The organism is Sphingomonas hankookensis, from assembly GCF_028551275.1.
Lineage (GTDB): Bacteria > Pseudomonadota > Alphaproteobacteria > Sphingomonadales > Sphingomonadaceae > Sphingomonas > Sphingomonas hankookensis_A.
Map to the genome: position 1 here is coordinate 122,136 of NZ_CP117026.1, position 19,004 is coordinate 141,139.

General features: G+C 67.3%; 29 protein-coding genes. 1 reads left to right on the forward strand and 28 read right to left on the reverse strand.

Annotated features, from left to right (window positions below):
- Window positions 1–353 precede the first annotated feature (353 nt).
- The 28 genes from PPZ50_RS17585 to PPZ50_RS17720 all read right to left on the reverse strand — a co-directional run bounded on the left by PPZ50_RS17585 (window position 354) and on the right by PPZ50_RS17720 (window position 18,676).
- Entirely contained in the window at window positions 354–611 is a 258-nt protein-coding gene (locus PPZ50_RS17585) for a hypothetical protein (RefSeq protein ID WP_062126514.1), read from the reverse strand.
- 136 nt (window positions 612–747) lie between these two features.
- Window positions 748–1,014 (reverse strand): type II toxin-antitoxin system Phd/YefM family antitoxin, encoded by a 267-nt coding sequence (locus tag PPZ50_RS17590; RefSeq protein WP_010409116.1) that lies wholly within the window; start codon window positions 1,012–1,014, stop codon window positions 748–750.
- Between the two features lie 268 nt (window positions 1,015–1,282).
- On the reverse strand, window positions 1,283–1,759 hold the full coding sequence (locus PPZ50_RS17595; protein ID WP_024310589.1) for a DUF736 domain-containing protein: 477 nt from the start codon (window positions 1,757–1,759) through the stop codon (window positions 1,283–1,285).
- A gap of 187 nt (window positions 1,760–1,946) precedes the next feature.
- The gene (locus PPZ50_RS17600; protein WP_052192542.1) at window positions 1,947–2,405 is read right to left on the reverse strand and encodes a hypothetical protein; all 459 of its coding nucleotides are present in this window, start codon (window positions 2,403–2,405) and stop codon (window positions 1,947–1,949) included.
- A gap of 321 nt (window positions 2,406–2,726) precedes the next feature.
- The gene (locus PPZ50_RS17605; RefSeq protein WP_033967161.1) at window positions 2,727–3,248 is read right to left on the reverse strand and encodes a DUF736 domain-containing protein; all 522 of its coding nucleotides are present in this window, start codon (window positions 3,246–3,248) and stop codon (window positions 2,727–2,729) included.
- A gap of 165 nt (window positions 3,249–3,413) precedes the next feature.
- Window positions 3,414–3,941, reverse strand: coding sequence for a hypothetical protein (locus PPZ50_RS17610; protein ID WP_033967159.1), 528 nt, complete (start codon window positions 3,939–3,941; stop codon window positions 3,414–3,416).
- Between the two features lie 113 nt (window positions 3,942–4,054).
- On the reverse strand, window positions 4,055–4,573 hold the full coding sequence (locus PPZ50_RS17615) for a hypothetical protein (RefSeq protein WP_272815846.1): 519 nt from the start codon (window positions 4,571–4,573) through the stop codon (window positions 4,055–4,057).
- Window positions 4,574–4,595: 22 nt separating this feature from the next.
- On the reverse strand, window positions 4,596–4,880 hold the full coding sequence (locus tag PPZ50_RS17620) for a hypothetical protein (RefSeq protein WP_066675310.1): 285 nt from the start codon (window positions 4,878–4,880) through the stop codon (window positions 4,596–4,598).
- Window positions 4,881–4,952: 72 nt separating this feature from the next.
- The gene (locus PPZ50_RS17625) at window positions 4,953–5,147 is read right to left on the reverse strand and encodes a hypothetical protein (RefSeq protein WP_010409103.1); all 195 of its coding nucleotides are present in this window, start codon (window positions 5,145–5,147) and stop codon (window positions 4,953–4,955) included.
- Entirely contained in the window at window positions 5,144–5,692 is a 549-nt protein-coding gene (locus PPZ50_RS17630) for a hypothetical protein (RefSeq protein ID WP_035386550.1), read from the reverse strand. The genes PPZ50_RS17625 and PPZ50_RS17630 overlap by 4 nt, the downstream gene beginning before the upstream one ends.
- Window positions 5,693–5,714: 22 nt before the next feature.
- Entirely contained in the window at window positions 5,715–6,836 is a 1,122-nt protein-coding gene (locus tag PPZ50_RS17635) for a phosphoadenosine phosphosulfate reductase domain-containing protein (RefSeq protein WP_010409098.1), read from the reverse strand.
- A gap of 6 nt (window positions 6,837–6,842) precedes the next feature.
- A complete protein-coding gene (locus tag PPZ50_RS17640; protein WP_062126508.1) occupies window positions 6,843–7,559 on the reverse strand; it encodes a hypothetical protein in 717 nt (238 codons plus the stop codon).
- 44 nt (window positions 7,560–7,603) lie between these two features.
- Window positions 7,604–8,113, reverse strand: a complete 510-nt coding sequence (locus PPZ50_RS17645; protein ID WP_010409093.1) for a hypothetical protein — start codon at window positions 8,111–8,113, stop codon at window positions 7,604–7,606.
- A 64-nt stretch (window positions 8,114–8,177) separates the two neighbouring features.
- Window positions 8,178–8,492 carry a hypothetical protein gene (locus PPZ50_RS17650; protein WP_010409090.1) on the reverse strand — a complete coding sequence of 105 codons (315 nt, stop codon included), beginning with the start codon at window positions 8,490–8,492 and terminating at the stop codon, window positions 8,178–8,180.
- A 16-nt stretch (window positions 8,493–8,508) separates the two neighbouring features.
- Window positions 8,509–8,802: a hypothetical protein gene (locus PPZ50_RS17655; RefSeq protein ID WP_010409087.1), complete on the reverse strand. Its 294-nt coding sequence runs from the start codon at window positions 8,800–8,802 to the stop codon at window positions 8,509–8,511.
- A gap of 77 nt (window positions 8,803–8,879) precedes the next feature.
- Window positions 8,880–9,686 (reverse strand): Mom family adenine methylcarbamoylation protein, encoded by an 807-nt coding sequence (locus PPZ50_RS17660; protein ID WP_062126506.1) that lies wholly within the window; start codon window positions 9,684–9,686, stop codon window positions 8,880–8,882.
- Between the two features lie 11 nt (window positions 9,687–9,697).
- Complete coding sequence (locus PPZ50_RS17665) at window positions 9,698–10,702, reverse strand: deazapurine DNA modification protein DpdA family protein (RefSeq protein ID WP_066278431.1); 1,005 nt, start codon at window positions 10,700–10,702, stop codon at window positions 9,698–9,700.
- A 50-nt stretch (window positions 10,703–10,752) separates the two neighbouring features.
- A complete protein-coding gene (locus PPZ50_RS17670; RefSeq protein WP_062126565.1) occupies window positions 10,753–11,112 on the reverse strand; it encodes a DUF3768 domain-containing protein in 360 nt (119 codons plus the stop codon).
- Between the two features lie 43 nt (window positions 11,113–11,155).
- On the reverse strand, window positions 11,156–12,121 hold the full coding sequence (locus tag PPZ50_RS17675; protein ID WP_062126500.1) for a hypothetical protein: 966 nt from the start codon (window positions 12,119–12,121) through the stop codon (window positions 11,156–11,158).
- On the reverse strand, window positions 12,118–12,312 hold the full coding sequence (locus PPZ50_RS17680; protein WP_062126497.1) for a hypothetical protein: 195 nt from the start codon (window positions 12,310–12,312) through the stop codon (window positions 12,118–12,120). Before PPZ50_RS17680 ends, PPZ50_RS17675 begins: the two co-directional genes overlap by 4 nt.
- 1 nt (window position 12,313) lies before the next feature.
- Entirely contained in the window at window positions 12,314–14,011 is a 1,698-nt protein-coding gene (locus tag PPZ50_RS17685; protein WP_062126492.1) for an ATP-binding protein, read from the reverse strand.
- A 93-nt stretch (window positions 14,012–14,104) separates the two neighbouring features.
- Window positions 14,105–14,290 (reverse strand): hypothetical protein, encoded by a 186-nt coding sequence (locus tag PPZ50_RS17690; RefSeq protein ID WP_024310655.1) that lies wholly within the window; start codon window positions 14,288–14,290, stop codon window positions 14,105–14,107.
- On the reverse strand, window positions 14,287–15,561 hold the full coding sequence (locus PPZ50_RS17695) for a hypothetical protein (RefSeq protein ID WP_024310654.1): 1,275 nt from the start codon (window positions 15,559–15,561) through the stop codon (window positions 14,287–14,289). Before PPZ50_RS17695 ends, PPZ50_RS17690 begins: the two co-directional genes overlap by 4 nt.
- Window positions 15,558–16,763 (reverse strand): helicase HerA domain-containing protein, encoded by a 1,206-nt coding sequence (locus PPZ50_RS17700; protein WP_010408937.1) that lies wholly within the window; start codon window positions 16,761–16,763, stop codon window positions 15,558–15,560. The genes PPZ50_RS17695 and PPZ50_RS17700 overlap by 4 nt, the downstream gene beginning before the upstream one ends.
- Window positions 16,764–16,779: 16 nt before the next feature.
- Window positions 16,780–17,334, reverse strand: coding sequence for a hypothetical protein (locus PPZ50_RS17705; protein ID WP_024310653.1), 555 nt, complete (start codon window positions 17,332–17,334; stop codon window positions 16,780–16,782).
- Between the two features lie 13 nt (window positions 17,335–17,347).
- On the reverse strand, window positions 17,348–18,016 hold the full coding sequence (locus tag PPZ50_RS17710; protein ID WP_164523912.1) for a DUF7007 domain-containing protein: 669 nt from the start codon (window positions 18,014–18,016) through the stop codon (window positions 17,348–17,350).
- Between the two features lie 94 nt (window positions 18,017–18,110).
- Window positions 18,111–18,518 carry an antibiotic biosynthesis monooxygenase gene (locus PPZ50_RS17715; RefSeq protein ID WP_196803788.1) on the reverse strand — a complete coding sequence of 136 codons (408 nt, stop codon included), beginning with the start codon at window positions 18,516–18,518 and terminating at the stop codon, window positions 18,111–18,113.
- Window positions 18,488–18,676, reverse strand: a complete 189-nt coding sequence (locus PPZ50_RS17720; protein ID WP_024310650.1) for a hypothetical protein — start codon at window positions 18,674–18,676, stop codon at window positions 18,488–18,490. Before PPZ50_RS17720 ends, PPZ50_RS17715 begins: the two co-directional genes overlap by 31 nt.
- A 132-nt stretch (window positions 18,677–18,808) precedes the next feature.
- On the opposite strand from PPZ50_RS17720, the gene PPZ50_RS17725 reads away from it, so the two are divergent.
- Window positions 18,809–18,991 (forward strand): CsbD family protein, encoded by a 183-nt coding sequence (locus PPZ50_RS17725; protein WP_024310649.1) that lies wholly within the window; start codon window positions 18,809–18,811, stop codon window positions 18,989–18,991.
- Window positions 18,992–19,004 lie beyond the last annotated feature (13 nt).

Genomic DNA, 19,004 nt, shown 5'->3' on the forward strand with positions numbered 1-19,004 from the left:
CGGCGCGAAGGCAGGCGTGCCGCCAGCGTCGCTCGCTGACCGACGTGGTGCCGCTCCGAAGCTCGACAAGGACGGCCGCGCCCGGGCGACGACGCACCGGCAAGGAGACCGGATGCCGCAAGGTCGCCCGACGGCCGACCCTCGCCAGGGCGATCGCCGGCAACCGCATCGGACCTGGGCGTCCTCATCGCCATAGGGGGCAAACGCCTGCCGATACCCGCTGGCAGAACAGCGACGGCTTTACGCGCCGCCCGGCTGCGGGATCATCGCCGATCGTGATGATCTTTCCACTCGGCCAGCGAACCGGGCTGTGTCTGCGGGCGCCGCCCTTCGGGTTGGCGAGGATCGATCGCCTACTCGGTTCGCCGGGTGGGGGTGATCCGATGCTCGACGATCAGCGCCGCGACACGTTGTACGATGCGGCTCGGCACCTCGGCGATGATGGTGCTACCGTCGTTACCGGCGCGAACGTCGGGTCCGACCCATGCGAAATCGTTCACGTCGTCCCACACGATGCGTGATCGGTCATCGAGGCCGAAGGCCTCAATGAATCGCGGCGGCAGAGGGATGGATGCAGCCGGTGAATAATCGCGCGTCGTCAGTGGCACCATCAGGACACGGAGCCTTCCGGCTGAGCGATAGCTGCCAACCACCATGCAGGGGCGGAGTTTCGAGCCGTCCTCGTCGCCCCGGTTATGTTCATGCCGCCAGAGGTAGAAATACCAGATCAGGTCACCGGCTTGCGGTTCAATCGACGTACTGATCGTTCTGGACGGACCCGGCGCTGGGCGTCGCGGTCCTGATGGCGTGGATGGCTTCATCGCTCAACTCCTGCGGCGAGAGCGCGAGGTGATCGAGGCGGGACAAGCGTTCGAACTCGGAGGCGGGTAGCATGACCACGCGGGCAGCGCCGTTGCGCTCGATTGCGATCGGATGCGTCATCGCCTCGTCGTAATAGAAGCCGAACCGCTTCGACACGTCGGTCGATCTGGCCTTTTCGATTGTAGGGGTCATGGTTTCCCTCATCTTTCGTTACGCGGCCGGGGATCGATTAAGCCCTGCGTCCCTCCAGGATGGGACCCTCATCTGGTCCTGCCAATGTTGTAACGGCCATCTTTCTGTTACATGGGAATCCGTATCTTCCGTAAAACGGAAGACAATCCGTACACCACGGACCGCGCGGCTGCAACAGGCACTAACGGCAACAGGGACCGCTTCGGCGATGAAGCGATCCCCGTCGAGGTGGCGATACGGGCGACGCGTCAGCGCCGCCCGATGCCGGTCAGACCCTCTCGTCGACCGGCGCGGTGCTGGCACCCAGCCCGTCTCCGGTGTCATCGCCTGCGCCCGAGGTCGCCACGTCACGGCCATCGGCGGTGAAAGGCAGCGCGGGTTCGCCATCGTCCGCCTTGACCCCGAGCGCGGCACCGACGTCGCGGCGCTTCTGGGCGCGCTGCCACACGACGTTGTACGAGCCGTCGTCCTGGCGGAAGGCCGAGACCTGGAGCGGCGCGGCGAGCGACGGATCGTCGATGCGGCCGTTGAGGAACGCCTCGCCGGTGTTGTTGGAGGTGAGTTCAAAGAACGCGCCGACCTGCACCCACGTCCGGCCCGGGGTGAGCGCATGGATCTCGTAGCGCGGGGCGCGCGGATTGGACGACTGGACCGGCTTCAGCGCGATCGTCATCGCGACCGCGAGGGTGGAAATGCGGCCCATGAAGATGCCCGCGTCGTTCTGCTTGATCTGACCGATGTTCATGACGTGTCTCCTGATGTCGTGCTGGACCCCATGTCCTCGACACCGATCTTCAATCCTCCTCCCCTCCCCGGCCCTTCGGCCGGGCAGGGCGCGATGAGCGCCCCTCACCGACCGCGTTCTTCACGCGGACGGTGGTGCGTGCGGGACGCGGATCGGGCTAGGTCAGGAGGATGTGCCGATGGCGCTGTTAGCTATCGGTCTCAGGCTTTCCCGGGACGATGGAGAGCGCAGGCGGTTTGAAGCCACCCAACCGGAAGTGCTCACCGATCGCGGCGAGGTCACCTAGAGCATTGTATTCCTGAAGCGTCAGCACGACGCTTTCGTTGTCGTCGGCCGAGAATATCGCGCGCGGACCATGACCTGGCCAGACCCGAACCTCGGGCGAGAACGACCCGGGCGAGCCTCCCGACCACGTCCTGAACGGAAGGTCGTTGGTGCAGCAGAAGTCCTCGATATCCTCGATATTGCCGTTCTGGACCTCGTGAGCATGGAGGCGCAGGGGTTCGCCGGATGTAACGGATTCAAGCGGTTCTCCCCCCCATTCGGTCGAGAGGCCGTAGAAATCGGCGAGTTTGTACAGTTCGGGCAGTCGATCGGCGGGAAGTTTCCCCCCGATCGTAATGGAGACGGAGACGCGGTCGGCCATGTCGGGACCTCGTGATGAAGTGGACGTGCCGGTCCCGCGAGCGGTGTCATCACCATTCGCCCGGCTATCCATTCATCACCCCCTTCCCTTGAGCGTGGCCCAGGTTCGAACTGCGATATCCTGTGCTTATACGGCGATAAAGCGAAGGAATAGCTAAATTATCGATCCGATACGGTGTTGAATCGGGACTGGAGCCCATGAAGCAAAAAAAGGGCGACGCCGTGTGCCGGCGTTGCCCCGAGTTTCGGCGTGCGGGAGCGAAAGGGGGCGCGCCCGTGCGCCATGCGGTGCCGTGAGGGAGTGCACGGCACCGGGGGTGGATCAGGCGTCCTCGGCGACGCGCTGGCGGCGACCGCGGCCCTTGCCGACCGGCTCCTCGACCGGGGCGGTGGTTTCGCCCAGGCCGTTGTCGGTGGTGCCCGCATCGTGATCGGGGCCGTTGCCGACCGGGCCGCCATCGGCGCCGAACGGCGGCGACAGATCGTCATCCGCCTTGACGCCGAGCGCGGCACCGACATCGCGGCGCTTCTGGGCGCGCTGCCACACGACGTTGTACGAGCCGTCGTCCTGGCGGAAGGCCGAGACCTGCAGCGGCGCGGCGAGCGACGGATCGTCGATGCGGCCGTTCAGGAACGCCTCGCCGGTGTTGTTCGAGGTGAGTTCGAAGAACGCCCCGACCTGCACCCACGTCCGGCCCGGGGTGAGCGCGTGGATCTCGTAGCGCGGCGCGCGCGGGTTGGACGACTGGACCGGCTTGAGCGCGATCGTCATCGCGACGGCGAGGGTGGAAATGCGGCCCATGAAAATGCCCGCGTCGTTCTGCTTGATCTGACCGATGTTCATGACGTGTCTCCTGTGATGTCGTGCTGGACCCCATGTCCTCGACACCGATCTTCAATCCTCCTCCCCTCCCCGGCCCTTCGGCCGGGCAGGGCGCGATGAGCGCCCCTCACCGACCGCGTCTTCACGCGGACGGTGGATCGTGCGGCAGGCGGACGATGTCGGTGCTCAGTGGGCGAGCTGGTCGGTGAGCGCGGTGCCGATATCGGCGTGCGCCGCGGCGAGCGCGCCGATCGCGCGGCTGACGACGTCGGTCGCCTCGTCGCTCGGATCGATGCACCAGCATTTGCCGGCGTGGCGGATGTCGATCAGCCGGTCGGACTTGTTGTCGATCCCGAACGTGTAGCCTTGACGCTGGTCGAAGCCGGCGACGGTGACGTCGGTCGTTTTGGCCTTGATCGTGACGACGGGCGCGACCGCGGGGGTCAGCAGCACGGTATCGCGCGGCGTTTGCGCCTGTGGGACCAGCGCGGGTGCGGGCGGCTTGCCGAGCGTCGGCATCTTCGGGATCGGCACGAGGCCGTTCACCGCGTCCTGCGCCATGTCGGCCGCCATTGCGGTCGCCATGAAGATGGCGGTGCGCGCGAGATCCTGGGCGATGGCTTCGCGGTGCGGCTCGGTCAGCGTGGGCAGGAGGTGGCAGAGTTTGGTGTCGAGCGCGAAGGCGACGGGCTCGGCGTTGGGATCGATGCACATGATCGTGACCTTTCGGCAAAATGCCCGGACCCCATGTCCAGGATGCCGATCCGGTCCCTCTCTCCTTCCGGCGCAGCCGGTGCCGGCATCGTCGCGAGGCGATGCCGTGCCGTTCAGCGAGGCGGTCGCGGATGTCGCATGAGGCGCTTCCGGGCGGCCGACAGATGATCGATCGAGCGTTGCAGGAAGAAGGCGTGCGCGCTGTCGGATTCGAGTGTCCCCAACCGGCGTTCGAGCGCCGTGATACGGTGGTGGATCGCATCGATCGTCAGCATGATATCGTCGAACGAGAGCGCGACGACGGTCTGCGGATAGGGATAGGGCAGCGCCGGCGCGACGAAGGCGAGGAAATGGGGCTGCACGGGCAAATGGTGCAGGAGGGCGGTCGCGACCGCGCGGCGGATCTGGGAGGCGCCGTGGACGAGTTCTGCTAGCAGCACGTCCATCGCCATCGGGCGGACGATGCGCAGTGCGCCGGGGTCGAGGGTGACGGCGATCGGATCGGTCGAGGCGAGACCGATGACGCCCTCCGACAGGATGGCGAGAACGTCGCCTTCCTCGATGCAGGGACCGTCATCGAGACAGGCGTCATGCGCGGCTTCGCTGGTGTCGAAATAATGGACGCGATGCATGGGCTGGTCCCTTTCTGCTGGGTCAGGAATATTCCGGGCGACGTGCGGGAAACCGCGTGGGCGGGAGGCCGGAGAAGCTGAAGGCGCGGAAGCGTCCGCCGGTGTAGGCAGCCGAATCCACCGGCGGGCGATGCCGCTGCAGGCGCTCGAGCAGCCGGTTGGCGCGGCGCATCGCCGCGACCGCGGCCTCGTCGTGGTAATGGAGGGCGATCACGCGGACGAAGGTGCCGGTGTCGTACCACCATCCCCCTTCCTCGGGGCCGCCCCAGGCACGGTCGATTTCGTAGAAGGCGAGGATGCTGCGCATGGGGTCAGCTCCGGTTGTCACCGGGTCGGATGATCCTCCCGGTTCATAACAGCCGGTCCCCCTTCCCCTTCCTCAGACGTCCGGTGCTTCGTCGGGACGCTGGTGGCGCAGCGCACGCGCGAGCGCCCGCTTGCGGGCGGTCGCCGCGGCGCGCGACGGATAGGCGCCCGAGAGGCGAGAGGGGTGTGACAAGCTGTTGTCGAACACGACCCAGCCCGTTGCGGTATGGGCGACGTGCATCCCGTCGCTGCGCGAGGGGGTGGTCATGACGGGCGCGCCCGCCTGATCGCGGCCTCGGCGATGAGCTGGCCGGCAAGCGTGTTGCGATGCGACGCGATCCGGCTGTCGGGCGCAGCCACGACTTCGGCCGCGCGTGTCAGCAGCGCAGCGAGGTCAATGTCCGACATCGGCGCCGGGTTGGTCGCGGATCGCGCGGGTTCTTCCCCGGCCTTGTCGAGCATCAGCACGAGGATCGAGGGCTTGATCTCTTCGTCGAGCGGTCGACTGTCGGCGACGAACTTGCCGCCACGCGTGATCGCGAACGCGTTGAAGGTGGGTGATACCCCGTTATCGGCGTTGGGGATCGTGGTGCCGCGGTCGTGGAACTGGATGTCGATGAAGCGGGGCGGGCCACCATAAGTGGATTCGAGAAAGCAGAAGGTGACGCGGCGACCCTCGCTGGTCTTCGCCGTGATCGTGAACGCGCCGTCGGGCACGTCGATTGGTTTGTGCGGCACGTCGTTGTAGCCGGCGAAGCCCGCGGCGATCGCGTCGGCGCGCGTCATGACGGGGAGATCGGTGATATCGGGCATGATGAAAGCTCCTTGCTCTGGATCAGGCGGCACGCTTCAGCGCGATCAGGTCGGAAAAGCGGTCTCGCACCGCGCCGGCATTGGGATAGAGATCGGCGAGACCGTGCCGCGAGAGGATCGGTGCGCGGGACGCGGCGATGATGCCGGCCTCCTCGATGGTGGGAATGCGCGGCGGCCAGCCTTTGACGTAGCGCAGGTCGGGCGGCATCGCGGCTTCGAGCCGTCGCCGCTCGGCGGCATCGGCCTTGGCGAGGGAAATCCGGTTCCTCAAATTACCCGGTATGTGACGCGGTGCGACGTCGGCGAGCCAGCGTGCGGGCTGGAACGAGAAGGTTGAGGTCGCCTCGAGGCCGACCAGGTGGAGCAGCGCGGGACGGTTCGCCGGTGCCGAAGCCGATGCCTGGGCGTCGCCGAGCGATTGAAGGACGCAAAAGCGGCACGACAGTCGTGACGACTGGTAACAGGTGTAGGCGACGTGCAGCGGGATGCCGAGCGTATCGTGCGCGGCGAAGACCTGTGGTGTCGTCCAGTGCGCGATCGGGTTCCACAGCATCATCGCGGTGCCGTGCGGATTGCCGGCAGCGGCGTAGCGCGCGTCTGCTTTCCATTCGGGTGTGCGTGACCGAGCGATGCTCTCGTCGCGGCGCAGTCCCAGCACGTTGATGATAGTCTGGCCGCGCAGCAGTCTGGCGAGGTGCGGCCCGATGACATGGGCCTTCATCTCTGAGGTGCAGAAGCGCAGCGCCGAGGATGACCAGGGACCGATCAGATTATAGGTTTCGAGTGCCTCGTAGCGCGCCTTGCCGTTGGCAAAGCGCGTGGCCCAGCGGTCGAACAGGTCGCCGGCGTTGCGCCGGACGATCGTCAGCGGGACGCCGGCGTGGGCCGCGAGATCCTCGACCGTCGCGGGCGTTTCGTCCCATTCGGCACGGCCGAGGTCGGCGTGAATGGCGATACGCCGCTCGCGCGGATGGCCGAGCGCATCGAGGATCAGGTTGACCGCGAACATCGCGGCCGAGCTGTCCTTGCCGCCCGAGAGGTTGAAGACGATCCATGCGCCGCGTTCGACCGCGTCGAGGATGGCGGGCGGCAGGGCGAGGGCCGGAAGGCCGGCGACCAGGCCGCGTCCGATGTCGATGAACATGGCCGTTCAGGCCGCGAGCGGCGCTGGCAGCGCCAGCCACTCGGGTTCGTCGTTGGCGATGACCGGATCGTGTGCGCGGGCCTCGGCTTTCGAGAACACGGTCGCGCTGGCGAGTGCCCCGAAGCCGTCGTCGTTGTTCCAGAAGACGGCGTGGCCGTCCTGGTCGCGCGAGGCGAGCACGAAACCGAAGCGACCCTCGTGACCATGGGTGTCGGGATCGGCTGCGGCGCTGCGCGCGGCGCGATCGAGGATGTCCTGGGTGCTGTGGAACGTCAGCCCCGCGTCGGTAATGATGACGCAGCCGCTTCCGAACTCGCCGGGGCGCAGCCGGTCGCAGTCGGAGATCCATGCGAACCCGCAGGGGAGCGCGGACTTGCAAGCGCGGAAGATGAGCTGGGCGACCTGTTCGACGCCGAATTGATCGCCGCTGAAGAATACGCGCGCGTTCCCGTCTTCGCCTTTCCAGTCGATGTCGATCGCGCAGTCGAGATAAGGGAAATGCCAATCGTCGAATATCTCGAGGAAGCTTTCGAACTTCATCGGCCCCTTCGCCGGGAACACGGCGTGAAACGCGGGATCGAGCGCGTCATATTCGTGGGCGAGGTCGGCATCGTCGCCGTTGGTGTCGAGGATATCGACTGCCTGTTCGGCAATGGTTAGCAACGCCGCGTCGGCGTGGCTCATGGTCAGCGTGAACGCGGCCTTGGTGTAGGTGTTCGCCATGGGAATGCTCCGAAATGATGGGAAATCGCTCTGTGCGGTCGCGCTCAGGCGTCCGCGGCCTCGGCGAGACGCGCGTTGGCGGCCGCGGCCTCGGCGGGGTAAGCCTGCGTGAGATTGCCGTGCAGGACCGCGAAATCCGGGATCGGGAAAAGACCGTTCGGCCCGGGCCGGGTAATCAGCAGCGCGCTGATGACGGCATCGGCCGGATCGGCATGGACGATGGTGGGCGTCTCGCCGTTATACTCGACCGGCGCGGTGAAGCCCGCCTCGCGCCAGGTGGCGAGTCCCTCCTCGACGCGTGTCGCATAGTCGGCGACGGCCTCGTCGAGCTCGTTCTCGATATGGAGGACGAGTTCGACATAGCGACCGAAATCGTGTCGGTTGGACAGGCCGGCGAGGCGGCATCCCGGGGGCGGCGGGCCGTAGCGTGCGATCAGCGCGGACTTGTAGACCGCGATTTCGAGGCGGTTGAGGCTGTCGAAGTTGGGCGACTGGCCGAGTTGCGCGCAATCCTCCTCGGCGGGACCGGCACCGAGATCGATAAAATATGGCATGGGGCTCTCCGTCGATCGTCATTGATCGACGCGCCCCATCCCCCTCCCCTTTCTTGTCGGGTACTCAGTCGCCGAAGAAGCGGCGCTTGATGGCGATCTGCGCCTCGCCATCGGACTGGCCGAGGGTCATCAGCCGGTCGGTCTCGAGCGTGATCGCGAGATCGGCGGGAAGATCGGCCCAGCGTGAGGCGATGGTGACCGCGGCGGCCGCTGTGGTCAGCTCGCCGGGGTGCGCGCCATGCCATGCGACGGTTTCGTCCTCACCCGTGAGATGCGGGTGCGGGCGCAGCACCTGGACGAAGAAGGTGCCAAGCGGGCGGTCCCACCCGATGCTGACGCTGGTGCCGGGTTCGATACCGGGAAACTGGTGGCGGCTCATGGCGATCCTTTCAGGGTCAGTGCAGCGAGATCCACTCGCCGTGCCAGGGGCGCGGGTGCGGGTAGAAGCGAAGAACGCCTGGAACATCGGTTTCGCCGCTGGCGAGGCGTTCTTCCAGCCAGAGGATGTAGAGCGCGGCGTCGGCGAGATCGCCGGCGAGCAGATCGTCGAGCATCGCGGCCTCGCGCGCGGTCTGTTCGTCGAGCGCGGACCAGTCCAGCGCATCGAGGAAACGGTCGCGTCGATCGGTGTAGCGCGCGATGCGGGCAGCGTCGGCCTGGACGCTGGCGATGGCGAGATGGATATCCACGGGCGGTGCTCCTTCCGGCATGTCGGTGACATGCCGCCCGCTCCCGCTCCCCTTCCCTCGCGCCGCTGGCGCGGGGATCATGCCGCGAGGATTTCGCGGATCGCGTCGCTCCGGCGCGGATAGGCAAGCCGGGGCAGATCGCGCGCGGTGCGCCGGGCGTCGCGCGTCAGCTCGAAGCAATAGGTGAATAGCGGGCTTTGCCGGTGCGGGCGGAGCAGATTGTCGGCACGGAGCCGCGCGAGCCAGTCGGCGGGGTGTTCGTGCGCCTCCGGCCTCGGCGCACCGAGCCGCACCAGCTGGTCGATCGCCCCGGCATGGCCGGATTCGAGGTTGCGGATCTTCGACAGCGTTCTCTCCGAGATCGTCTCGCCGGCGATGCGCAGCACCGTCCGCGGCCTCGTGCGGCCGCGATAGGCGCCCGACAGCGCGGCATAGACGACGCCGCAATGGCCGAAGGCGGGATCGGAGAAGCTGACGACAGCGTCGATCCGGGGCTTGGCGAGGCGCAGGAGGCGGAAGGCGCGCGACGTGAAGAAGCTTTCGCCGTTCGCGGCGACCGAGGGCAGGCAGATGAGCCGTTGCAGTACGCAGCCCCGAGCGGGATCGGCATAGCCGGTGTGCCGGGTGATGACCGCGCCGGTCGCCGGCACGCCGAACACGATGAGACCGACCAACGTGGATCTGCCCGGGTCGCCCGGACCGAACAGCCCGCAGGCGAGCTGGGCGGCGGGATAGCGCGGGAGGTAATGATGGTCGGCGAGGAATGCGCGGGCAGTATCATGGGCGACGACATCGACGGCGTAGCGGCGCGGGTCGATCACGCTGTCGCCGGCAACGAACAAGCTGCGCCGGTCGCGCCAGCGCTGGGAGCGGTCGGTGAGCATGGTTACCTCCGTCAGGCCGCGTCGGCGTAGATCTCGGCCGCCCAGGTCTCGATCCATCCGGTGGTGATCTCATCGTGATCGAGATCGCCGCTCTCGATCAGGGCGCGGATCTCGGCGCGAGCCTGCGCGATCGCGCGTTCCCAGGGGTCGGCGGTTGGTGGCGGTGGAGCAGACGCCGCGGCCTCGGGCAGGTGTCGCGGTGTTTCGAGCGTTCGCGCGCATTGCGTGCGATACCAGCGTTCCATGAAGTCGGCGCCGAGCGCGTCGGTCTTGGCGATGCGATGCCTGAGCGCGTGCTGTCGCACGCCTACGCCCCATCCCTGGCTGTCTATCGAGGCGATCCAGCGTGCGAACGGCGTGAGGTACGGCAGGGCATCGCCTTTCACCCCGAAGAGGTGCGCCTTGACGCCGATCGGCAGGATGCGGGTCAGCCGCTCGACGACGGCGATCAGCCCTTCGGGACCGTGGATCGGTCGCCGGCACATGCTGCCGATGCCGACGACGGTGCCGGGCAGGATCAGACCGCCGATCGCGTCGAGTGAACGGACGTAGTCGTCGGGCACGCGGCCCTGCAGCACGGGCATCAGCCGGTCGCGGATGGCCAAGTCGTCGGCGCGGGCAAAGCATTCTCGGTTGGTGGCGGTGGTGCGCGCGATGCGGTCGAGCACTTCCTCGCGGTCGTGGGCAACGCCCTCTTCGCAGCAGTAATCGACCGACGAGATGCGTCGGAACGGCCATGACGCGGCGAGCGCCATGTAATCGGCGATGCTCCAGGGAAGCCCGCCATAGCGGACCATCATGGTGTAACCGGCGGAATCGAGGTCGACGCTGGCGAGCGGTCGCGCGTTGGCGAGCGTTCCGGTGCGCCATCCCGACCACTCGCGCCAGCCATCGGCCTTGCGCCAGCGCGACAGACAATTGGCCGAGATCAGCACCGGTGCTTGCAGCGCGACCGCGCGCTGAAGGATAGGCCCGTTTGCGAGATGCGGCAGGCCGAGGATGATCTCGATCGTCATCGTCTAGCGGCCAGCTAGCTGATAGCTGTCGGCCATTCCGACAATACGCATCACAGATCCTCGCGCAGCATGAGCGTGAGAACACGGCGCGTGATGCTGGCGTCGGCGGGGTCTTCCGATCCCCATTCCAGCGCCACGTCATAATAATCGATACGGAAGTGTATCGTCTCGCCTGACAGCTCGAACTGGCCGCGATCGCGCTCGGGACAGTCGGCGGGGAAAGTGTAGCGGCGCAGCGCCTGCAGGACATGCGCCTGGGCGACGGCTTCCGAGGCGAGCGTGCCGTTCGACAGCGCGCCGAGGCACGCGCGCGTCATGACGATCTTCGCGGTGCGGTCGAACCCCTGGCGGCAACGGTCGTTGAGCCTGGCCACGGCTTCGAGGCGCGTTTCGGTGGCGGTCGAAATCATGTGATGATCCTCCGTTTGGTCGATAGCGATGGTGGCGGGGACTTCAGGCGGCGAGCGCGTCGCTTCGTCCCCGGCCTCGTTCGGGAAAGGCCGCATGGAAGCGGTCGAGCCAGTCGCCCATCGTCGGGCGCTCGCCGAGCGGGATGACGGCCGCGACATCCTGGAACCGGATGAGGTCGAGCGGCGCATCGCGGATGATCCGGTCGATCTCGTCAGCCGGCAGGAGGTGCTCGTCGCGGATGAAGGCGGTCATCGATCCCGGGCGCGCGCGGGTCGATCTGCGCCACAGGCCCTCGACCGTGTGCAGTCGCGGGGCGGCGCGTGCCTCGACCAGCACGATGAGTCGCAGGCACCATTGCGGGAGGCCGCGGATTTCGCTCGGATGGTTGGCGATGCACAGCCAGCACGCCGATTTGGGTGGCACCGGCAGACCCTCGGCCTGGATGCGGGCGACGCAGTCGGGCCGGTCCCATCGCCATTCGCGCAAGGGGTACTCGCAGTCGTACAGCGGATCGTCGATCGACAGCGCATGGTTGGCGCGCGCGGTGTCGCGCGGTCCGGCGTCATAGCCGATCAGGCGAACGACGCGCTGCCCGCGCGCCCAAGCGTCGACCGCTGGTTGCCAGGTCGACAGGAATTTGTCCTGCGGCGCCTTCTTGTATTTGAGGCTGCAACTCGACCCGCCGAGCGACTTGCTCGGCAGCGTGGCATTGGTCAGGCACATCTCGAGGATGCCGTAATAGGGCGGCCAGTGCTTGAATCGCTTCGGGACATAGCTGACCAGCTCGAAACGGATACCGCGGTCGCGCATCCAGGGCCGGATCACGTCGAGATATTCGTAGGTCGCCGGTTTCTCGACCGAGGTATCGGCGGTCAGCACGAGGTCAGGCGCTTCGCCGCGCGCGTGCTTCTCGATCAGCAGCGCGGTGCTGTCGACGCCGATGCCGTAGGCCAGCACCACTGGTGGCGGCGGCGCCAGCGGCACGACCGGAACTGGCGCGCCGGTCATGGCGCCTCCTCCGGTTCTAGATAGGTGTCATAGGGCGCACCGGCAGACTCGATCCAGCTACCCTCCTCGTCGAGATTCTCGATCCGTGCGAGCAGCGCCGCCTTCAGCTGGCGCGCATCGACGTCGTGGCCCTTGTCGTCGTTCGAGACGAGGCTGAAGGCGAGCGTGTAGGCGTGGTTGTAGCGCGCCATGTCACGCGTCCTCCGCCGCGGCCTTGGGCGCGGCGGGAACCGCGCGGGGCGTGATCGTCACGTCGAGCCGGTCGCGATTGATGACGACGGTGACCGTCCGGTCCTCGGGGACGAGGAAATAATGCCCCGCCAGCTTGTCGCGAATGCGGTTCTCAAGCGCGGCATCGTCGCCTTCGAGCAGGCCGATGATTCGTTCGGCGGCATCGGCCTGGAAGCGCTCGAGCTGCGTATCGTAGCTGTCGGCATCGCTGTCGTCGCTGGCATAGAAGATCGCGCTTTCGAGGATGTCGGCGACGCCGAGCGCGGTGATTTCGCTGCCCCGGCGGACGAAGACGGACGTCTCGTCGACCGAGTTGCACGACCATTGGTCGGGTGCGAAGGCGACATCCGCGTCGGTCGATACCTCGATGAATGCGCCGGCGTGGCTCATCGTCGCCTCGAGCGTGATAGCCTCGACCCAACCGTTTTCCGCCTCGGCGGGGGCTTCGCGGCTGTCGGAGACGATGAAGGTGCGGTCGCCCTGGGTGACGCGGAACCGCATATCCTCGACACGGGCGAGGATATCGTACCAGCCATAGCCCTTGAACGCGTCCTGGGCCTCGACCAGCGGACCACCGAACGGATTATGCTTCGCGATCGCCGCCTGCGCGGGTTGGCCGATCAGCGCATCGAAGTCGGGCATCAGCACCATGCCGGTGTCGGTCACGCGTGCGCCGCTCTCGTAGTTGCGCGAGCTGTCGGCCGCATAGGCGGTCCATGCGAACAGATAGGGCTCGGCTTCGGGTAGTGCGATACCGAGCGAGCGCGCCTCGCGCCAGTCATGCGCCGACAGCCGGTGCGTCCCCGCGGCCTCGATCGCGCGGTAGATCGCGAGCCGGACCGCATCGCGCAGGGCGGCGATGCCGGTGTTCTCGACCACTTCCTTGCGCGCCGGGAGGACGAGCTGGATTTGCGGCGCGTCGAAGATGTCGACCCGCGCGATCCAGTGGCCGCCCCGGTCGACTTCCTGAACATACGGCAGGTCGCACGGGATGGTCAGCCCGTGGAAGTTGAGGCGTCCGTCGCGCGAGGAATAATGCGAGGGGTGTTTCTGGAACACGCCGATGCGCACGCCGTACCATTCCTCGACATGGACCGCGTCCTTCAGCCAGTCCTCCTGCGGAAGGACCGCGCCGTTCCAGGTCACGGGAACCGGATAATGTTTGGCGGCGCGGGCCACGTCGCGCTCGAGCGTCTTCAGCCACTCGTCGGGCACGCGCACGGTGATCGCGGTGCCGCGCATGATCGGATCGGGTTCGATCGCGATCGGGCGGCTCGTCTCCCACGCCGAGGCCGGGATATGCGCCATCCAGCCCTGGCGGTCGGGTTTCGAGAAGGAGCGGATGATGACGTCGCGGCCTGCGAGGCTGAACACGCCCATGCCGGCGGGATCTTCGGCGCGGCGCGTCTCGTCGGACCAGCCCGAGCGGCCGAGCGTGACGATGCTCACCGGATCGGCGATGCCGTGGCCGTCATCGGTGATGTGCAGGAAGTGCTCGGCGCCGGCGCCGTTCAGCGCGAGCGCGACGCCGGTCGCACCGGCGCGGCGCGCGTTCTGGAGGAGTTCGCAGATGACGTCGAACGCGGTATTGTTGAACAGGCGCGTGACCTTGGCGATCGTCTCGGGGGCGACCGCGGTCGCGATGGTGGCGGGAATCATGGGAGTGCGCTCCTGGAAAAGGGCTCAGGCGTCCGTCACGCCTTCCCTCCCCGCTCCCTCTCTCCTTCATCGGCGCATCGGGCCGAGCCCTGGTCAGCCTGCCTTGCCGTCGCGGAACGCGCCGACCACGGTGCCCGCGTCCCAGTGACCGCTGAGGATACCGCGACGCGGGACCGAGTTGATCGCATAGCGCCGCGCCGCGAGGAGGCGGGCACGCCGGGTGTCGCGGTCGATCGGCGCGCCGGTTGCGATATCGCGGGCGAGGCGAAGCGGCGTCATGGCTTTTCCTCATCGATTGTGCCGGGGATGGCAACATGGTCGGTGACGCCCGTTCCCGAAGGATCGAGCGCGATAATTTCGGCGAGCGTCCAGGGGGCTGCGCGGCGCGGGCGACGCGAGAAGCGAAGCTCGTGCTTTTCGGCATATTTGTGGACCGCTGGATATTTGCGGCCGATCGCTGCCGCAACATCAGGCAGCGCGACGCCGAAGTCGTGCGCGATGCGCAGCGCCCGGATCTCCTCTTCGGTCCATTTCCGGTGATAGCCGTGGACAAGGCCGAGGATGTTCGCGCGCGTGAACAGCGAAGCCTTGGTGCGACCCATCTTCGTCGCCAGGGCGTCCATCGGCATCGTGCCGTAAAGGTCGCGCAGCCTTTCCAGATCATTGTCGCTCCACACCGGCCCGCCCCGGAACCCGTCGCGGTTGGCATGTGTGCCGCGCAACCCGAGATAGTCGGCGCGCCAGCGGATAGAGCATTTCGTGCGGCCGAGCCTGGTCGTGAGCGGGGTCAGGCTTGCCCCGTCGGCATAGGCGCGGATGAGCAGTGTGTCTTCGTCAGGGGTCCAGTTGCGGCCCCATCCCCGGCCATAGCCGAGCTTGCGCAGGTGCGGCCCGAAGCCAGCCTTGGTCCTGCGCGGAAAGCCCTCTGTGGCGAGAATGTCGATGATCGCGATATAACGAAGCCCCTCCCCGGCCAGCGTCAGCGCCCGCGTCGCCTCGGCCTCGGTCCAGTCAGCGGGCTTGTTGGGATGGCGCAAACCGAGCGCGTTGGCACGGGTCGCGGTGCCGGACAGCGGGCGTCCGATCAGCGTGGCGATCTGTGCGATCGGGATCGCCTGCGCGTAGCCGGCGCGCAGCTGGGCATCCTCCCAGTCGCTCCATTTTGGAGGATTTCCTTCGGTCAGCCCGAGCACGCCCGCGCGGGCATAGACGCTGGTGCAGGCGCGGCCGAGATCTCCAGCGAGATCGGCCGTGGGGCGAAGGCCATATTCGCGGGTGAGCCATGCGTCTTCGTCGGTCGACCACGGACGCGACGAATTGCGGCGCAGGCCCAGTTTGGCGATCTTGTCGCGCACGCCGGCGCGGCCGCGACCGAGCGCGGCGACGATGTCGTCGATCGCAGCGTCGTCGCAGAACATGCGTTCGACCGTGGCGATCTCGTCGGGGGTCCAGGCATCGTGCCGGAACGGCATCTCGCGCAGGCGCCCGCACGGCTCGGGCAGCTTCGGACACGCGACCAGCTCGACGATATCGGGCGCGAGGTCGGTCACAGCGACACCACGGCGACGTCGCTCAGCCGCGCGCGCAGCCGTGCATGCAGGCGGGCGATGCGGTCGTCGCCCTTGGGCATGGTGTCGACCGCGGCGATCGCCGACAGGAGGTTGAGCGCGCGGTCGGTGCGCTCGGCGTCGAGCGACAGGTGCCGTGCGAGGTCGCGCGCGGTGCTGGCGTTGGGGGAGATGCGCTTCAGCGCGTCCATGATCGCGGCCGCGTCGGTCGCAGCGGGATCGAGCAGGAACGCGTCGAGCGCGCGCGTGCCCTTGAGGGCGATGGCGGGGCCGTGGTCCGCGACCTCGGCCAGGCCCGCGAGATCGAGCAGCTTCGCCGCCTCGTCGGCATCGACGGACGCGGCGGCACGCAGTTCCGGGGTCTTGCCGAGATGTTCGGTGATGGTGGGATCGATATGCGCCAGCACCGGGGTTGCCGACAGCGCCGGACCCATCGCGAAGAAATCGCCGGGGGCGAGGTTGCGCAGCAGGTCGGCGTCACGCGCGGGAAAGCCGAGCAGGTCGGCCGCGCGCGCGATGTCGCGGTCGAAGACGTTGAGCCCGACCAGCACGTTCTGCAGCTCGGACACGACCGAGGTGGAGAGCTTCGCGAGGCGCTGGGTGGCGATGACGGGGGCGAGACCGCGCTTGCGGCCGCGCGCGCACAGGTCGGTCAGGGTGGCGACGCCGAGCCGGCGGGCATCGGCATCGAGCGCGGAACCGGCGACATGCGGTGCGAGCAGATGGCCCTCGTCGATGCACACCAGCATGGTATGCGCCCAGTCCTCGCGCGGTGCGCCGACCAGGCCGGCAAAGAACGCGGCTGCCTTGATGATCCGCTGGTCGGGATCGAGGTCGGTGAGGTCGATGTGCATCGACAGCCGATGTCGCCGGCTGCGCGTCGCCGCGGCCGTCAGCCCGTCGGCGGTGAGTTCGACCGCGCGGATCGTGGTCGCGCCGATATGGCGGGCGAGGTTCTCGAATTCCCCCTCGGGGTCGACGATCGCAAGCGTCGTATAGTCGAACGCCTCCTCGATGATCCGGCGCAAGGTCCTGCTCTTGCCCGCCCCGGAGCTGCCCTGGATGAGCAGGCGTCCGGCAAGCAGGCGATCGAGGTCAAGGCTGAGCGTGCCGGTCGAATGATGGCCCAGCGGTACGCGATTGTCCGCGGCCTCGGGCGCGCGGATCGGGGTAACACAGGTCATGGCGCGGTCCTCCGGGTCAGGCGGCATCGGCATCGGGCGGCGCCGGGTCGTTGGTAGGGACGGCGGGAGCGTCGGGATCGGGAGCGGGCGCACCGTCGAGCGTCCGCCATTCGAGCATGTCGTCGCTCTCGCGCTCGCAGGTCTGGCAGGTGGTGGAATCGTAGGTGCTGAGCAGCACCCAGGCCTGTTCGGCCTCATCCCACACCGCGACGGCGTCCTTGGTGACGTTGTCGCTGCCGCACTCGTCGCACACCGGCTTGATCCGCGAGGCGGCGGGCAAACGGAGGCGATCCTCGGTGCAGATCGACCAGTCACCGTAGAATTTGCCGTCGTGCGGAAGACAGTCGCCGGCGAGCTGGATGGCGTGTTCGCCATAGCCCTCGTGGAAATGGATTTCCGAATTCGGGAAGAACTTTTCCAGGACCGCCTTCGCGCCGCGGATCTTCACCTCGCTGCCATAGGTGGTGTGGATATAGTCGAGCGGTCCGATCGCGGGGCCTTCGCAGCCCCAGTCTTCGACGTCCTCGTCGGGCGTGGCGCGGCCGTGGAACAGATAGAGATAGACGCTCATCGTGGCGGTCCTTTCAGGCGCTGGGGAGGAGGTGCGCGAGCGCGCTCGCGTCGACCTGCTTGGAGATCGGTGCGGTGCTCTCGACGCGGACCGCGTCCAGGCTCTCGAACGTCTCGGGCATCTGGCGGCGTTCGTAACGGTCCTTGTCGACGAGACCGTGGATCGGCGCGCCCTCGTGGCGCGCGAAGCCGAGCGCATCGACGCTGACAACGCGGCGGAAGACGCAGCCGACCTTGCCCTCGGGCACCCAGTCCGCCCAGGAACCCGACGCCGAGACACTCTCATACTGGCCGATGATCGCCTGATAGGCGGCGCGGCGGCGAACGACGTGGCTGTCGTGGACCGGCACGTCCTCGCCGGTCAGCGCGGTCCAGCGGTCGGGATGCCAGCAGCGCACCGACCGGCGCGCGTTCTCGACCTGCAGCGCGATGCCGGGGATGGGTAAGCGGCGAAACTCGCTGCCGAAGGCGTAGAGTACCAGCGCGTAATCGACGTCTTCCTCATAAAACGGATCGTCGCGGCGCAGCGCGTCGGGCATCGCGGACTGGCGTTCGTCCGACAGGACATAGCCGCCATGGCTGGGCGTCCACACGCGCCAGATGCCGGGCAGCACCTGGTCGGCGCGATCGGGCGTGTCCCAAGGGGTCGTGTCGGGTCGGGGGCTGGGCTTGAACCGGGTCATCTGTCATCTCCCTCATGGATCTGACAGCTATCCCTCCCCCTCCTCTACCGGGCGAAGAGGCGTCCCGGTCTCCTCGCCGGCGGCCGAGGGCCGTTCAATGCTCGACGACGCGATAGTTGCCGAGGTCCGCCCGGATGCCGAGCGCATCGATCATGGTCGCCGGCTCGAAGCCGCTTTCGCGGTACCGTTCGGCCGCGAGCGATCTGGCACGGTCGAGACAGGCCTGGTCGCGCCACTCGACGATGGTCACGATGTTATAGCCGCCCGGGCCGCTTTCCTGCGTGAGGATGAGGTTCTGGATGCAGCCCTCCATATCGTCGAGAAAGGCATGCGTCTCGGTAAGCTTCGCGACGAAGGCGTCGATGCTGGCGGCAGGGACGGCGAACTTGTCGACCTTGTAGACGGAGCTGGTCAGGCGTTCTCTCCCGGATGCGAAGGATCGGACCGGGGGCACCCGGTCCGGCATGGTGGTCAGGCGGGTTTGCTGCCGGGCGTGCCGCACTTGGCGAACTTGCCTTTGGCATCCTTGCAGCGCGTGGGCTTGGCGGGCTTCTCGGGACATTTGACGAAGCGGCCCTTGGCATCCTTGCAGGGGGCGGCAAGTGCCGGGACACCAGCGAGAAGTGAAAGCGCGGCAGTAGCGGCGACGATTGTGCGCATCTCTAATCTCCTGCCCGGTGATCGGGCTCGAAAGGAGTATCCGGGAGAACAGCGGTACGCCAGCCATTACGGAACCGTGGCTGGTGGGTACTGGTTTTCACCCATCAACATATCGCTCAAACGAGTTCGATCATGGGTGAAGCAACCGACAAGGTGAACGCTGCGGGCAACAAGCTGGCCGGCAACGTCATGGAAGGGATCGGCAAGGCGACCGACAACGCGAGCCTCGAAGCGGAGGGCAAGGCCCAGAAGCTGAAGGGGTCCGCTCAGGACGTAAAGGGCTCGGTCAAGGGCGCGCTCGGCGACAACATCTGACCGCAGATTCCGG

What these genes read in the sequence shown, in the direction of transcription:
- PPZ50_RS17650 (WP_010409090.1), bottom strand. Translation starts at nt 8,492, where the DNA reads ATGAGCCGCCACCAGTTTCCCGGTATCGAACCCGGCACCAGCGTCAGC.
- PPZ50_RS17720 (WP_024310650.1), bottom strand. Translation starts at nt 18,676, where the DNA reads ATGCGCACAATCGTCGCCGCTACTGCCGCGCTTTCACTTCTCGCTGGT.
- PPZ50_RS17725 (WP_024310649.1), top strand. Translation starts at nt 18,809, where the DNA reads ATGGGTGAAGCAACCGACAAGGTGAACGCTGCGGGCAACAAGCTGGCC.
- PPZ50_RS17670 (WP_062126565.1), bottom strand. Translation starts at nt 11,112, where the DNA reads ATGATTTCGACCGCCACCGAAACGCGCCTCGAAGCCGTGGCCAGGCTC.
- PPZ50_RS17705 (WP_024310653.1), bottom strand. Translation starts at nt 17,334, where the DNA reads ATGAGCGTCTATCTCTATCTGTTCCACGGCCGCGCCACGCCCGACGAG.
- PPZ50_RS17660 (WP_062126506.1), bottom strand. Translation starts at nt 9,686, where the DNA reads ATGCTCACCGACCGCTCCCAGCGCTGGCGCGACCGGCGCAGCTTGTTC.
- PPZ50_RS17585 (WP_062126514.1), bottom strand. Translation starts at nt 611, where the DNA reads ATGGTGCCACTGACGACGCGCGATTATTCACCGGCTGCATCCATCCCT.
- PPZ50_RS17635 (WP_010409098.1), bottom strand. Translation starts at nt 6,836, where the DNA reads ATGTTCATCGACATCGGACGCGGCCTGGTCGCCGGCCTTCCGGCCCTC.
- PPZ50_RS17630 (WP_035386550.1), bottom strand. Translation starts at nt 5,692, where the DNA reads ATGCCCGATATCACCGATCTCCCCGTCATGACGCGCGCCGACGCGATC.
- PPZ50_RS17625 (WP_010409103.1), bottom strand. Translation starts at nt 5,147, where the DNA reads ATGACCACCCCCTCGCGCAGCGACGGGATGCACGTCGCCCATACCGCA.
- PPZ50_RS17605 (WP_033967161.1), bottom strand. Translation starts at nt 3,248, where the DNA reads ATGAACATCGGTCAGATCAAGCAGAACGACGCGGGCATTTTCATGGGC.
- PPZ50_RS17700 (WP_010408937.1), bottom strand. Translation starts at nt 16,763, where the DNA reads ATGACCTGTGTTACCCCGATCCGCGCGCCCGAGGCCGCGGACAATCGC.
- PPZ50_RS17680 (WP_062126497.1), bottom strand. Translation starts at nt 12,312, where the DNA reads ATGGCGCGCTACAACCACGCCTACACGCTCGCCTTCAGCCTCGTCTCG.
- PPZ50_RS17590 (WP_010409116.1), bottom strand. Translation starts at nt 1,014, where the DNA reads ATGACCCCTACAATCGAAAAGGCCAGATCGACCGACGTGTCGAAGCGG.
- PPZ50_RS17690 (WP_024310655.1), bottom strand. Translation starts at nt 14,290, where the DNA reads ATGACGCCGCTTCGCCTCGCCCGCGATATCGCAACCGGCGCGCCGATC.
- PPZ50_RS17600 (WP_052192542.1), bottom strand. Translation starts at nt 2,405, where the DNA reads ATGGCCGACCGCGTCTCCGTCTCCATTACGATCGGGGGGAAACTTCCC.
- PPZ50_RS17640 (WP_062126508.1), bottom strand. Translation starts at nt 7,559, where the DNA reads ATGGCGAACACCTACACCAAGGCCGCGTTCACGCTGACCATGAGCCAC.
- PPZ50_RS17610 (WP_033967159.1), bottom strand. Translation starts at nt 3,941, where the DNA reads ATGTGCATCGATCCCAACGCCGAGCCCGTCGCCTTCGCGCTCGACACC.
- PPZ50_RS17615 (WP_272815846.1), bottom strand. Translation starts at nt 4,573, where the DNA reads ATGCATCGCGTCCATTATTTCGACACCAGCGAAGCCGCGCATGACGCC.
- PPZ50_RS17675 (WP_062126500.1), bottom strand. Translation starts at nt 12,121, where the DNA reads ATGACCGGCGCGCCAGTTCCGGTCGTGCCGCTGGCGCCGCCGCCACCA.
- PPZ50_RS17685 (WP_062126492.1), bottom strand. Translation starts at nt 14,011, where the DNA reads ATGATTCCCGCCACCATCGCGACCGCGGTCGCCCCCGAGACGATCGCC.
- PPZ50_RS17645 (WP_010409093.1), bottom strand. Translation starts at nt 8,113, where the DNA reads ATGCCATATTTTATCGATCTCGGTGCCGGTCCCGCCGAGGAGGATTGC.
- PPZ50_RS17665 (WP_066278431.1), bottom strand. Translation starts at nt 10,702, where the DNA reads ATGACGATCGAGATCATCCTCGGCCTGCCGCATCTCGCAAACGGGCCT.
- PPZ50_RS17710 (WP_164523912.1), bottom strand. Translation starts at nt 18,016, where the DNA reads ATGACCCGGTTCAAGCCCAGCCCCCGACCCGACACGACCCCTTGGGAC.
- PPZ50_RS17620 (WP_066675310.1), bottom strand. Translation starts at nt 4,880, where the DNA reads ATGCGCAGCATCCTCGCCTTCTACGAAATCGACCGTGCCTGGGGCGGC.
- PPZ50_RS17595 (WP_024310589.1), bottom strand. Translation starts at nt 1,759, where the DNA reads ATGAACATCGGTCAGATCAAGCAGAACGACGCGGGCATCTTCATGGGC.